This is a genomic window from Paenibacillus sp. yr247 (assembly GCF_900103825.1).
Classification (GTDB): Bacteria; Bacillota; Bacilli; order Paenibacillales; family NBRC-103111; genus Paenibacillus_E.
Window position 1 is genome coordinate 1 of record NZ_FNIF01000012.1, and the last position, 12,935, is coordinate 12,935.

The following is a 12,935-nucleotide window of genomic DNA, read 5'->3' on the forward strand; positions in this document are numbered from 1 at the left end:
TAGCCTATGATATTATTTGTGTAGAACATCCACCATTGGTAGAAATTGTGTCAAAAAAAATTGTCTTTTTTATACAAACGGTTAATTCCAGAATTGAGGATGGTATCTGGGAAGTGATAGGGAATGTACCTATTCCCGAAAATATCATTTTTCCAAAATATAAAGAGCGAACTAAAGATGGTTTTAGGATAGTGAACCATCAAGGAAGTATTCTTAAGGAAGTTGTAACTGATACAGAGGTTGAAAATCTGAGGGCACTTGTGTCAAGGTCACCTGTAAGTTTAGAGAAGGCAATAAAAGCTAAGTATGTGACTGGTGAATGGGATTCATTTTACAATGATTTGATTTATCTAGGGAAATAATTTTCTGAAATTACTGAACTAACGAAAAACGATAGTGAAGGAGCAGCTCGCCGCAGCTCCTATTTTTGTTCATTCAAGTAACGGGCAGTATAGCGGAACAACACGGATGACAAACTAGGTAAGACAATATACGGGAGAACTTGGAAAGAGGGTTATTTGCTTAGATGAAAAGATGGTTCATCGTACTCACCGCTACATTTGTTATGCTTATTTCAATTGTTTCTGTTGCATTTGCCGTAACACCTATATCGAATAAGACTGAGTCGAAACAACACGCTGTTGCCACTTTATCGGAAGCAAAAGCTACTCTTTATGCAACGAAAAGAGAAGGTTATCTTGATAACTTTGAATTACAAATAAATGGAGTCACTCGATCCGTTCACGATTGGAAAAACGTAGATAACCCCACATATGCCCCAAGGTTATTTTACAACGACATAAATCATGATGGTAAGAAGGAACTCATTATCATTTTAACAAAAGACTATGGCACAGGTGTCTTGAATACAGAGGTACATGTGTTTCAATCAACTGAGACTACCATTGATGGAGTTTACGAAGAAGTTTTGGTGGACAACCCAATAGCAATAATATTAAAGAACGTAAAAACAAGATTGACAGCTAATGTAGCAGAAATAATCATTGGAGACACGAAAACGATAGAACAGATTGAGAAATATCATATTAAACAAGAAAACCTATTCTCTGATGTTTTCTTCGGTAATATTGTTAAATTTGGTGTTATCGACGATCAATTATTGGTTTCTATTCCTGGACAAATATCACCTGGAGTCTTCATCGGTGCGATTGTGATTGCTTATGAATATAAAGACAAAATGTATCAAGCGAAGAAAGTTGAATATGGGAATTTAAATTGGTCCTATTAAGCTTAAGGAACGATACCTCAATAGAAATCAGGAGAAGGCTGCCGACTTGAACGGCAGCCTTCTCAGCTAAAGGGCAGTGGATAAGAGAAAGGAAATGAAGTAGTAATAATAGAAATGAGGGGTATTAAAGCTTTTTCTTTTCGCTCATCGGAAGCCATCTTGTAGGAAATGTATGTGCCAAAAATGAAAAGAAAAACAAAAATAGCAATTCCAATTTTAAGTAAGAGGAGTTCGGTAACTTTAGCTAAGTTTAGAGATGGTGCAATAGCGAAAATATATGGAGTTATTACAAAAGCAGATAGGGCGATTCGATTACGAGGTTCAGTACGGAATATTAAGTAGTATAAAAAATAGGTACCGACGATAATCAAAATAATACTTAAAACGGGTAGCGGAAGGTGCTGTAAACCTAACATTGTGGTTTTCCTCCTTGTATAGAGTAATACTGCCCTCATTAGCAATGATTAATACGAAAAGTGCTTTTTCGAAGTTACCTTTATGGATAATGCAATGAAGTGTATCAAAATAGGGCAAGCGGTCTGGAACATGCTGCGCGGCAACTTCTTTTTCTTTTGCTGAACTAACGGGCAGTTATAACGTAGTACCAGATTGGGGCTTTCAAGCAAAAACACAGCAAAACGTAAAAAAACGAGCGGCTGCAGGAGATCTTGAGCCTCTCGTTTTAGATCTGATTATACAAATCCTAATAAAGATGATTCATGTTTTACTTTTAATTCTAAAGAACCAAATGTAATATATGCGGGATAAAGAGAAAGTTAGGAAGAGGCTTATCCAAGTCCAATACCAAGTCCATTTTATATAGTGAATCAATTGGGTATAGTGCTCTATTAATACCTCCAACAAGGTCATGATCGAACAATATGCTGCAAAATAACCTAATTGGGTTATGTATCTTTTTTTCTCAGGATAATAAAGCATGAACAATACACAAATTGATGGGTAGACAAAAAATTCAAACGTAAAATTTGACTTATGAGCGTATGGGAAAATGAATCGATCAGGATATTCAATCCATTTCATCTGCACGACAAAAAGTCCCAAGCCCCAGGTAAGAAACAACTTAAAGAGATACACAGCCGAAGCTTCGCGCATTTTTTTTTTTGGAACGAATACTAGTAGGGCAATTATCATAATGATCCATACAGAAGCTTCTATAATTCCTTCTTTCGCCATGAAATTCACGTCTCCGAAACTAAGCAAATTTTAACAACATGCTTAGTTTTAACCCTTCTCAAATAAAGTATTCTCCATCGGACTAAAATAATGTAAGAGGACAAGAACATATATCTATAGAGATCCGCGCGCAGCGCGGTTTTATTATTTTAAGGATGTAAGTTCTTGTCTTTTTCGCAAGACAAGAACTTACATCATTTACCGATACTGGACAAGAACTTATATCCTTTACCATGGTGGAGTTCAAGTAGTAATATTTCACCATTTAAAGAGTGTTAAAAAACCACTTTAAATACTATTTAGGGACGTCTCACAAGGAATAAACAATTAATATTTGTGCTATGAACTTATATCTTTTGCCGAACTATTGTACAACAAGAACATATAACTATTACCGTAAATACAGACAAGAACTTATATTCTTAGCTGATTTTTTGGACAAGAACAAAGTCATATTGCCATAGCGTGAATTGGATTAACAAGAAGTGATTTGTTAACCTTTACACTTCTCAGCAAATTAATCTGTGTAGGTTGATGACAGGTCAGTAGCCTGTTGAACTAACGGGCAGTTATGCTCAATAATTCACACTACATATATGGAAATAACCACTGTTTTAGTTGACTTATCAACTACTTTGGTATATTCTTTCATGGGATGTGATTACAAAATGGATTTACTCGATAATATTGCTGTCTTAATTCATGATGCCAAATTAGATATAGCTATGCACATGACTAAAAGTTTAGCTCCGTATGATATTACGCCTGAACAAGCTTTTATAATTGTTTTGCTCAATGAACGGGATGGGTTGTCTCAAGGTGAGATTGCTTTCGCTTTAAGAAAAGATAAATCAAGCATCACTCGGATGATAGTGAGTCTTGAAACCAAAGGTATAATGCACAGAATTACTAATAGTTATGATCGTCGTTACTTTAAAGTATCATTAACAGATAAAGGTAAGAGCTTAGCTACAAATGTAATACCTTGTATTTCAGGAACTATTGATGTACTTGAAACAGGTTTTTCACTTGAAGAAATGAATGAATTACGCAGGCTTCTAATTAAGATGCGAGATAATATGAGAAAATGATTTGCGTACACCCAATAGTTGATATATCAACTATTGGAAAAGGAGGAGTATCATGTTTGAGCATATCAATCAAAATTATGAAGGAATAGACTTTTGTAATCAAGATTTGAGGTATGGCGAGCTAATAAGTTGCACTTTTCATCGTTGCACATTTGCTAACGGATCGTTAGAGGAGATTACAACGAGGAACTGTCGTTTCGTTGAATGTAATTTTCGGGGTGCCTCGTTAAATAGCTCCGTTCATAAAGAATCTGCGTTTGAGAATTGTAACTTTGCCGAAGCCAATCTATTTGTTTCGAAGTTTGAAAACTGCAAAATGACGGGTTCAGATTTTTCCAGTGCCAATATGGATGGAATCACCATATTCCAAGGGGATTGGTCTTATACGAATTTGAGAAATGCCAGACTGGTTAAGCAAGATTTGCGAGGAATTAAATTTTATGAATCTGACTTAACCGAAGCAAATTTAGAAAAAGCTGACTTAAGAAATTGTGATCTTACGAGAACAATGCTAGCTAGAGCGAAATTACAGGGAGCCGATGTAAGGGGAGCTAAAATGGATGGTGTGGATTTCAAATCCCTCACACTCAAGGGGTTACGAATGGATACAGAGCAAGCAGTGTTGTTTACACTTTCGCATGGTGCAAAAATGAATTAAATGACTATCGGTCTCATCCTTCGTTAAACTAACGGCAAACTATAGTTCAAAAGAAGATACTGCCGAATAATTTATTGAATAGTAAAAGAGAAGCCTTGTTAGGAGGCTTCTCTTTTTGAAATCATCACAATGGAATAATCCGTTTGAGACTCTGCATCTGAAGCATAATTGCATACCGCCGCACTAACAATTACTGGCGGATCCGTAACAAAGAGGGTGGCTGCTTCGACAAACACCACCCATTTGATTACTGTCAAAGCCCAAACAGATTTCTTTTCTTAAATAAAACAAGCGGGCTGCCAAAGCACCTGCACCGTTTAAGTGTCATTTTACATCATTTCACCTAGCTCCAGTAACGGACGTGAGAAAATTGTTTATATTTAAAAGCCTCCTTAAATTCGAAAAATAATCATCAATATCGCTGCCAATATCGCAATGATGCTGCTGGAACTAAAAGCAACCATGGGACCAAACGATTGCCATAAAAAGCCCGCTATGATACTTGCAGGCAATGCCGCTAACCCCGTCAAAGCGTTATATGTACCCATAGCAGTTCCTCTTTGTCCTTCGGGAACGATATCGGCAATATAAGCCTTTTGTATACCATCGGTAAATGCGTAGTAGAACCCATATAAAAAGAATAATACCCAGATCCATGCAACGCTTTTAGCCATACCAAAACCAAAGTAAACGGCTGCAAAAATGAAAAATCCAGAAATAAGTACAGGGCGGCGACCTATGCGATCAGACAAAATACCTATAGGCATGGAAAGGATACTACAGCTTATATTAAAAGCGAAAAAAGCTAGTGGAATTAGGGCGGGATACATCCCCGCGTCTTGTGCCCGTAAAACTAGAAATGCATCGGAAAAATTACCGACCGTAAATAGCGTTGAAATCAAGGAAAACCACATAAACCGCCGATTTAAATTTTTAAAACCAATTTGGGGAAGTTTTGATTGTTTCTCGGTAGCATTATACGTTTTTTCCTTTAAGAAAAAAACGATAAGAGCAACTGCTATAAGCCCAGGAATAACAGATAGCCAAAATACGAGAAGGTAGTTGTTTGTAAACATAGCAAGCACTCCAAAAGCAACTAACGGTCCTAATGCTGCTCCTAGAGTATCCATAGCTCGACGAAACCCAAATGCTTTTCCCCGTTCTTCTTTTGTAGTGGAATCGGCGATCAATGCATCTCTCGGAGATGTTCGTATTCCTTTACCCAAGCGGTCTGAAAAGCGAATCATTAAAACCTGGTTCCATGATGCGCTTAATGCAAAGAAGGGTTTTGTCAAATTAGACAGCCCGTAACCAATTAGCATCAAAAGTTTATACTTGCCAACGCGGTCTGTAATCCAACCTGAGAATAATTTTAAAATACTTGCCGTGCTTTCAGCGATTCCTTCGATAATGCCGATGGATCCAACCTGTACGTGTAATACGGAAGTGAGATACAAAGGTAAGATGGGCACAATCATATTACTAGAAAGATCGGTAAATAAACTAACAAGCCCAAGTACAATAATGACCGGGCTCATAGCGAAAAGATTTCTTTTTTTAGGTTGAGACAATGGTTCCATTTGTTCACCTCTATATTGGATAAATGCGGTAACGGTTTGCCCCTAATATTATAGTTGAGTTTCCCAATATCAGTAATTACTTTTTTATAACTTAGTGGATGGTTTTCTTTTTGTTTTTTCCAACATCCACAAAGTCATGATACCTATAGAAAAAAGTAATATGCCTAAAAAAAGTATTACCCCGACAAGTGGAATGTTCATGAGTGAAACCAATAAAATCGAACCTGTTAATGAAATAACCCAGTTAGAACGCCCAAACGTTCCTTGAATTCTTTCACCAACTAACATGCTTAATGCAGCCAGCCCAATTACGAAAGTCAACAAAGTTAAAACGAGTATTAAAATTGCAACTGGGATTCCGATGATCGTAACAAGTAGAAGCACATTAAGTGCGATGAGGATGAGACTGCTGAAAAAACCAATATACAATAAGCGACCAGGTGACTGCCGAGCATGAACTACAAATGGTTGTATATGCTGCTTGAGCATCAAAATGGTTAAGACAGGTAGTAAAATCAAAATGATACTAACCGTTAATTGCAACAACCAGGATCCGATGACAAGTCCTCCGCCAATTAACAAACTATTTTGAGTAGCCTTATCAAAGGATAGATTGATAATTTCATCCGAAATTAACGCTCCTTGCTCTTGCTGTATCTTTCCACCTACAACTAAAACAAAACCGTTTACCTTTGCAGATGCTTTTAAATTTAAGTTTCCGTTAAAAATAATAACAGAATCATTCACGGTTCCCCAAATGGTCGTATCTGCACCGACCACCACTACATCATCAACCACCTGATTTGCAGGCACAACCGTATCTTGATGTTCAAAAATCCCTTTTGCCATAGCATTAGTCGGTATCGTAAACATAAGAGCGCAAAATACTAACGCTATGAAAATGAAGCTTTTCTTTTTCACCAATTTGCCCTCCTAAACTCCTCTGTTTTAATTAGATGTTTTATTGAAATACTCGAGGCAATGATGAGAAGGATCGAAAACACGACCGAACCAACAACTATATATGTGTTCGAGCCTAAGATATTTCCGAATACATTTATTAAATTATAAATAACTCTAAGCATAATCGAACCCAATTTAAATAGGAATGAACCCGCTAGAACGAAAGTAAGCGTAATAAAACACAATGCACTTATAAGAGGAACCAACAGCCATTTGCTCCCTTTAGAAACATTCAAGCCAATTGTGTGGATCACTTTATCTTCAAATCCTTCTGGTGCTTCAACCGAATGAAAGACGTTAAAAACTTGATTTCTAATTTCCGATAAATCTTTGAGCAACTCACTGCATTCCGTACATGTATTCAAATGTTCTTCGACTTGTTGTCGTTCAGTCTCAGACAACTCGTTATCCATATAAGCAGATAACTGATCCTCAATATGGTTTGACATCTTAATCCTCCATTTCACGAATCATTTCTTTACGCAACAACAGTCGGGCTGCACTAATACGTGATTTTACAGTTCCGAGCGGAATGTTTAACAACTCCGCAATCTCATCATACGAATAACCTTCAACTTCTCTTAGGACAATGGCTTCTCTGTGTTCAGGACTTAATTTGTCCATCGCTTCTTCTATCGTCATATGGAGATCTGTTCGTTCCATATCGCTACTTGAAATCCGTGTTTCAATGAATTCACCGGATACGGAATTCGTTTTCTTTTGTTTTTGAATTCGGTCATAGCATAAATTGGATACGATTCGTTTTAACCATGAAGTAAAGGCATAAATATTATCTAACTTGGCAAGTGAATAAAAGGCTTTAATAAATGCTTCCTGCGAAACATCCTCCGCTTCCATACGATCTGCGAGCATCCCATAGGAATAACGAAAAACGGTATCTTTATAACGTTTTACAAGTAAAGCGAACGCTTCTTTGTCTCCATTTTTCGCCTTACTAATGAGCTCATATAGTTCTTGATCCACACATACTCTTCCCCCCCGCAATACCTAAAATAAAAAGACTTCAGATTAAGTCGAAAAGTTCGCCTTGTTGTTTCGTATAAACCGATAAATTTCTAGTAATAAAATATTGAGACTCAGCCAAACCCCGCCAAACACGTATCCCGCAACCACATCACTTGGATATTGAATGTCGAAATAAATACGGCTAACGCCAACGAAAAATGAAACAGCAAGGACGAGTAAAAAAGCGCCAGATCGAGCCCACGTAGCGTTCACATGTCGAACCATTTGGTACGCGGCAAAACCTAAGAAAATGATTGTAATTAATGTCTGTTCGCTTGGAAATGTGTCTAAGAGGCTTTTAGGTCCTGTACGATGGAATAGTCGCCGCAATCCCTCATCCCAAATCTCGCCACCTATTAAGACAAACAATAAAAATCCAGCTTCAAGCATGCGGTCTTTTCCTTTTATAAGAATCCAAATATGCGATAGGGCAGCAATCGTTAGGAGTACCTGAAACGATGCCAAATACGCAAAACGATTCATCCATGCATCCCAGTTTTCATCGAATATGGCGTGAACGATATACGATGTGAGCGCATCAAAATCAGCAAATTCATTCGCTAAAAAGTCTTGAATCAAGCCCGCCATTAAAATGAAAAGCGTGAGAAACGCTCCAAATGACATGAGAACCAGAAATTTAACTTTACCCAAGGAATGAAAATTTTTGACCCCTTTGTTCAGCCCAAGTACGGTTCCATCGTATAGCTGATTTCTGTACTTTCGAAACACATACACCACAATGAAAGCCACTGCTGCAATGATTCCAGCTATGAGCAAATATTTCGTGATTGTATGATGGAACTGATCCCATTTGGGACCGAGGATTTTACCGAGAGATATAAACGTGCCTGTCCAAATAAACGCTCCCGTATAAGCATAAACTATATACGTTCGAAAGGGCATACGTGTAACTCCCGAGAAATACCCCGTGAAATGTCGAACACCAGGAATAAAAAATGCAATAATTAAGAGTTTATTTCCATAGCGCTCAAACCATAGCGATGTGTTCTTTAACTTATCCGGTCCGAAATGAAATTTCGAACCATGTTTTTTAAAAAACGGCATTCCTAATTGGTACCCAATCCAATAGGAAATCGTCATCCCGATAGAAGCCCCAACTCCCGCCGTCAGAATGCTTAGAATCCAATTTAAATGCCCTTGAAACACCATAAGTCCTGCATATGTCATGAGAACTTCACCCGGTAAAGGCAAAGCTAAAAGTTCAAGCATTAGGGAAATACCTAAGACATAATACCCGTATTGATCGATTAAATTTTGCATAAAATGTGCCACTTTTACCTCCATGAAAACATAATAACTAAAAAAGACTTATTATTGTTTAAAAAAGTTCAGATCATACCTAGTTATTTTTTACTTTCCCTAGATAAAAAATACCCTTGAGCTAGAAGCTCAAGGGTATTTGGATTAAGATTTGGTGCTTTTCTTTACCAGCCACTCGTAAAACGTCGGAATGACAAGGAAACTGTTTAAAGTCGACGTAATCATACCGCCAATCACCACAATACCGAGTGTCTGTGAAATAACCGTATCTGAACTATGCGTTAATGCCAGTGGCAAAAGCGTTAAAATGGTGGTCCCAGCGGTCATGAAGATAGGTCTTACACGAGACAGACTACCTTGCATAATCGCATCTTTGAAAGCAAGACCTTCTTTACGGTTTCTCTCGATTTTATCAATCAATACAATGCCGTTGGTGACGACAATACCGGTAAGCATCAAGACGCCGATTAACGCGGCTAAGTTCCATTCTCCACCAAAGAGCATAAGAGCAAGCACAACACCACTTAAGGCAAGCGGGATGCTTAAGAGTACCGCCATCGGAGCTCTCCAGCCTTTGAAGACTGCACTGGTGATAAGCAAGACTAGCAAGATGGAGAAAGCAACGGCAATGGACATATCCATAATCATTTGTTTAACCTGCTGTGTAATACCACCCATGGAATACGTTACTCCACTTGGTAGAGCGATGTTTTTAAATTTCTGGTCCACATCGCTTGAAACTTTGCTGATATCCTTTGAAGTGATTTGTACGGTAACAGTAGAGTAAGGCTGACCATCGCGTTCCTGAATAGATGATGGAGCCTTGCTAGGCGCGATAGTAGCCAATTGGTCGATCCTAATTTTTTGTCCATCTATTCCACTTACCGTTTCAGCAGCAAGAGCAGCAAGCACATCGGTTGAAGTTGCGTTTTCTTTTGATACCCGAGTGATATACATATCAACTGGAATTAGCTTATGATCTGCCTGAATATCAAAGTCTTTCCCGCCTGTCATATACTGCCCGATTACTTTTTTAATATCTTCAACTTTGACTCCAGCTTGCTCTATCTTAGCCCGATCAAGTGTGATTGCATATTTAGGCGTTCCATTTGTTAAATCGGTTGCGCCTTGCACGCTAAGACCTTGTACTTCAACCAACTTTTTTCTGACGAGCTGCGCCGCGTCGTCAAGTGTTTTTTGATCTGCTCCAGAAAGCATGATTTTCATCTGCTTATCATCGCCAGCAATACTTTGATTTGATACGGTATATACCACTTTTTGATTTAATGCAGGCAACGATCTTTGTAAGTCGGAAATTACAGAATCTACTTTATTTTTATCCTTTAATGCAACAGACATGTTCGCTATATTTGGCTGCTGAATAAAACCACCTCCAGCATCAAATACATCGTCTGCTTGTGGTGTCATGGTCGAACCGAAATTTGCAGAAAAGGAGGCAACATTCGGATTTGATTTCAGTACGTTTTCGACCTTTTGTACTTCTCCATCAACCTCAGGAAGCGCGCTGCCTTTCGGAAGCTCAATTTGAATCGCTATATCTCCCGAATTTGCCGTAGGCAGCAGGCTTACAGGAAGCGTGCTTGCAAATATCGCAGCAACGATGAAAATAAGTAGTGAAATCGAAGTAATCCATTTTTTATGACTAAACGCAAAACGCAGAATCGGTTTCATCATCGGTTCAAGTGTCACGGCTTTCGACGTGTCATTTCTCCAGCCCATAAAAGCAAAAGTTGGAACGACAAGCATGGCGACAAAGAAAGATACAATTAGCGCAATCACAACAGACCATGCAAAGCCGGAGTAAGATGCGCTGATGACACCGCCAACCATAGCAATAGGTATATAAACAGCGATCGTTGTTGCTGTTGAGGCAAAAATTGCAGGTAGCATTTCTTTTACAGCAGTCGAAAGGACATGTAAGGTAGATTGGTCCTTATTTTCCTGATATCTTCGATACATATTGTCAAGAACTACAATGGAATCATCTACAATTCTACCCATCGCAACAATGAGACCTGATACGGTCAAGATGTTAAGGGTTATCCCCATCGATTTCAAAACAGCAGTCGTAGCAAGTAGCGAAATCGGCAGCGAAACAGCAATTAGAAGCGTTGAACGCACATTGCGGAAAAAGAAGAAAACGCACAGCATCGAGAAGACACAACCTAAGAGCCCTTCACGAACAAGTCCCAAAAGAGAAGCATTTAATTCATGTTCGCGGTCGAGCATAGTTGTTAAAGAAAGATCGCCATTCTTAATGGGCGAAATTTGCGTAACGCGTTCTTTTACGTGTTTAGCTACGTCAGTAATGTTTGCTGAAGGCGTTTTTAATACATCCAAGAGGATGCTTGCCTTTCCGTTTGTACGTGATACGGTTTTAACGTCTGTCAGTGAGTGAGAAAGATCAGCCACATTTGAGAGTGGGACGCTTATGCCTTGTTTGTTTTTAATCAAAATATTGCCTAATTCTTGGTCAGTTAAGTTCCAACCATTCACTGTTAATGGAAATGAATCTTTGTTGTTAGATACTTTTCCCGTAGACCAATTCGGCAGCGCGGTAGCTAATGATTGATTTAGATCATCCATTGTTAATCCGCTCTTTGTTAAATCTTGCATTCTAACATTTAATACGTATCCGTTGTTCGCTGCGCCAGTAACACGCACATCTGCAACACCTGGAACGGATTTCAGTTGCTTAGCAATATCGGCTTCAACCGTTGAACGAAGTGCAGCGTCTTCTATATTAGTATTGTTTGCTGTTAAGCTGTAGCTCAAAATCGGAAATGAACTTGTTGTAACACGAGTCACAACCGGTGCCCCAACATCAGACGGTAAAGCGGCACTTGTTAGAGCTTGTTTAATTTCGCTCTCTGCTTGTTTCATATTAAAATCCATCGGATAGTACAAATTCATTAAAAGCCCGCCGTCATATGAATTTGTTTCAACATCCATTAAACCATCAGACGATCGAATGGCATCTTCAAGTTTAGGTGTTACATTTTGTTTGACTTGATCCGCTTGGTAAGAGGATGCTCGTACCGAAACAAGTAGCGTCGTATTATTAATACCCGGCAGATAATCGCGCTGCATTTGAAAAGCTGAAATGCCTCCCCACGCTAAAATAAGCAACATACACACAAAAACCAAAATCGCCCTTTGCATTGAGCCTTCAATTATTTTTTTCATTTTACATCTCCCTCTTTGTTTTTGTATTTTATAAACCGAAGTATGGTAACCCATAGCTTTTGTTCGACTTTTTCATATACGCCGATGCAAGCTTCTAAACATTTTTGAGTGATTTCAGACTTGATGAATAATCGATGAATTAATATTGCACTTGTCATACCAATCATTGCGCCTGCTATCACGTCAAGTGGATAATGCACGCCAGTCCAAATACGCGACAAAGCTATTAAAGCAGCGAGCATTAACCAAGCGATACCATCCTTTTTTCGGAACATCCAAAAAGCTGTTGCAATAACAAAAGCGCCTGTTGCATGATCACTTGGAAATGACGCATTTGCTGGATGCTGTATTAATTGAATGACCGAATGATGAACAAATGGTCTGTCTCTATAAAAGAAATGTGAGATGATACCACCAACACCAAGTGCTGCGCAAACCGATAAAATGGCTTCAGCAACCATCTGCCGATTGTTTTGGGTCCTTGTGAACCAATATACAAAAACGCCAAGGTAAAACAGGTATTCAGCGTCTTGCGCCAAGAAACGCATGATAGGATTTAAAAACGGATATGTTAGTGCCATATGATTGATGAACTGAAATATCTGATAATCCAATTTTGTGACCTACTTTCTTGTTTTCTAAATACAAAGTAAAAGGACTGGACTAATGTCGTAAAAGTTCAGAAT

The 12,935-nt window shown here is 38.5% G+C and carries 14 protein-coding genes; 4 read left to right on the forward strand and 10 right to left on the reverse strand.

What is annotated here, in order from left to right; genetic code table 11:
* On the forward strand, positions 1–362 hold a 362-nt coding region (locus BLT91_RS31740), incomplete at its 5' end, for a hypothetical protein (RefSeq protein WP_175532389.1).
* A 164-nt stretch (positions 363–526) separates the two neighbouring features.
* Positions 527–1,249 carry a hypothetical protein gene (locus tag BLT91_RS18825; RefSeq protein WP_090823720.1) on the forward strand — a complete coding sequence of 241 codons (723 nt, stop codon included), beginning with the start codon at positions 527–529 and terminating at the stop codon, positions 1,247–1,249.
* A 62-nt stretch (positions 1,250–1,311) separates the two neighbouring features.
* Here BLT91_RS18825 and BLT91_RS18830 read toward each other — a convergent pair whose 3' ends face one another.
* Both BLT91_RS18830 and BLT91_RS18835 read right to left on the reverse strand, forming a co-directional pair.
* Positions 1,312–1,665 (reverse strand): hypothetical protein, encoded by a 354-nt coding sequence (locus BLT91_RS18830; RefSeq protein WP_090823722.1) that lies wholly within the window; start codon positions 1,663–1,665, stop codon positions 1,312–1,314.
* 301 nt (positions 1,666–1,966) lie between these two features.
* On the reverse strand, positions 1,967–2,443 hold the full coding sequence (locus BLT91_RS18835; protein ID WP_090823724.1) for a CBO0543 family protein: 477 nt from the start codon (positions 2,441–2,443) through the stop codon (positions 1,967–1,969).
* A gap of 668 nt (positions 2,444–3,111) precedes the next feature.
* Here BLT91_RS18835 and BLT91_RS18840 point away from each other — a divergent pair.
* Together BLT91_RS18840 and BLT91_RS18845 are read left to right on the forward strand one after the other, a co-directional pair.
* On the forward strand, positions 3,112–3,534 hold the full coding sequence (locus tag BLT91_RS18840) for a MarR family winged helix-turn-helix transcriptional regulator (RefSeq protein ID WP_175532390.1): 423 nt from the start codon (positions 3,112–3,114) through the stop codon (positions 3,532–3,534).
* 52 nt (positions 3,535–3,586) lie between these two features.
* On the forward strand, positions 3,587–4,192 hold the full coding sequence (locus BLT91_RS18845) for a pentapeptide repeat-containing protein (protein WP_090823728.1): 606 nt from the start codon (positions 3,587–3,589) through the stop codon (positions 4,190–4,192).
* A 98-nt stretch (positions 4,193–4,290) separates the two neighbouring features.
* Here the strand turns inward: BLT91_RS18845 and BLT91_RS31745 are convergent, their stop codons facing one another.
* From BLT91_RS31745 to BLT91_RS18880, 8 genes are all read right to left on the reverse strand, one after another.
* Positions 4,291–4,449, reverse strand: a complete 159-nt coding sequence (locus BLT91_RS31745) for a hypothetical protein (RefSeq protein ID WP_175532391.1) — start codon at positions 4,447–4,449, stop codon at positions 4,291–4,293.
* A gap of 135 nt (positions 4,450–4,584) precedes the next feature.
* On the reverse strand, positions 4,585–5,772 hold the full coding sequence (locus BLT91_RS18850; protein ID WP_254777018.1) for an MFS transporter: 1,188 nt from the start codon (positions 5,770–5,772) through the stop codon (positions 4,585–4,587).
* Between the two features lie 84 nt (positions 5,773–5,856).
* On the reverse strand, positions 5,857–6,693 hold the full coding sequence (locus BLT91_RS18855) for a hypothetical protein (RefSeq protein WP_090823730.1): 837 nt from the start codon (positions 6,691–6,693) through the stop codon (positions 5,857–5,859).
* Positions 6,690–7,184 carry an anti-sigma factor family protein gene (locus BLT91_RS18860; RefSeq protein WP_090823733.1) on the reverse strand — a complete coding sequence of 165 codons (495 nt, stop codon included), beginning with the start codon at positions 7,182–7,184 and terminating at the stop codon, positions 6,690–6,692. The genes BLT91_RS18855 and BLT91_RS18860 overlap by 4 nt, the downstream gene beginning before the upstream one ends.
* A 1-nt stretch (position 7,185) precedes the next feature.
* Positions 7,186–7,719: an RNA polymerase sigma factor gene (locus tag BLT91_RS18865; protein ID WP_090823735.1), complete on the reverse strand. Its 534-nt coding sequence runs from the start codon at positions 7,717–7,719 to the stop codon at positions 7,186–7,188.
* A gap of 45 nt (positions 7,720–7,764) precedes the next feature.
* Positions 7,765–9,054, reverse strand: coding sequence for a VTT domain-containing protein (locus BLT91_RS18870; protein ID WP_254777019.1), 1,290 nt, complete (start codon positions 9,052–9,054; stop codon positions 7,765–7,767).
* Positions 9,055–9,186: 132 nt separating this feature from the next.
* Positions 9,187–12,249, reverse strand: a complete 3,063-nt coding sequence (locus BLT91_RS18875) for an efflux RND transporter permease subunit (RefSeq protein WP_090823740.1) — start codon at positions 12,247–12,249, stop codon at positions 9,187–9,189.
* Positions 12,246–12,830 carry an undecaprenyl-diphosphatase gene (locus tag BLT91_RS18880; protein ID WP_090823917.1) on the reverse strand — a complete coding sequence of 195 codons (585 nt, stop codon included), beginning with the start codon at positions 12,828–12,830 and terminating at the stop codon, positions 12,246–12,248. Before BLT91_RS18880 ends, BLT91_RS18875 begins: the two co-directional genes overlap by 4 nt.
* Positions 12,831–12,935 lie beyond the last annotated feature (105 nt).

Excerpts from the sequence above, each read along its gene's own strand:
- BLT91_RS18880 (WP_090823917.1), bottom strand. The coding sequence starts at position 12,830 with ATGGCACTAACATATCCGTTTTTAAATCCTATCATGCGTTTCTTGGCG.
- BLT91_RS18825 (WP_090823720.1), top strand. The coding sequence starts at position 527 with ATGAAAAGATGGTTCATCGTACTCACCGCTACATTTGTTATGCTTATT.
- BLT91_RS18875 (WP_090823740.1), bottom strand. The coding sequence starts at position 12,249 with ATGAAAAAAATAATTGAAGGCTCAATGCAAAGGGCGATTTTGGTTTTT.
- BLT91_RS18860 (WP_090823733.1), bottom strand. The coding sequence starts at position 7,184 with ATGTCAAACCATATTGAGGATCAGTTATCTGCTTATATGGATAACGAG.
- BLT91_RS18840 (WP_175532390.1), top strand. The coding sequence starts at position 3,112 with ATGGATTTACTCGATAATATTGCTGTCTTAATTCATGATGCCAAATTA.
- BLT91_RS18850 (WP_254777018.1), bottom strand. The coding sequence starts at position 5,772 with ATGGAACCATTGTCTCAACCTAAAAAAAGAAATCTTTTCGCTATGAGC.
- BLT91_RS18845 (WP_090823728.1), top strand. The coding sequence starts at position 3,587 with ATGTTTGAGCATATCAATCAAAATTATGAAGGAATAGACTTTTGTAAT.
- BLT91_RS18835 (WP_090823724.1), bottom strand. The coding sequence starts at position 2,443 with ATGGCGAAAGAAGGAATTATAGAAGCTTCTGTATGGATCATTATGATA.
- BLT91_RS18830 (WP_090823722.1), bottom strand. The coding sequence starts at position 1,665 with ATGTTAGGTTTACAGCACCTTCCGCTACCCGTTTTAAGTATTATTTTG.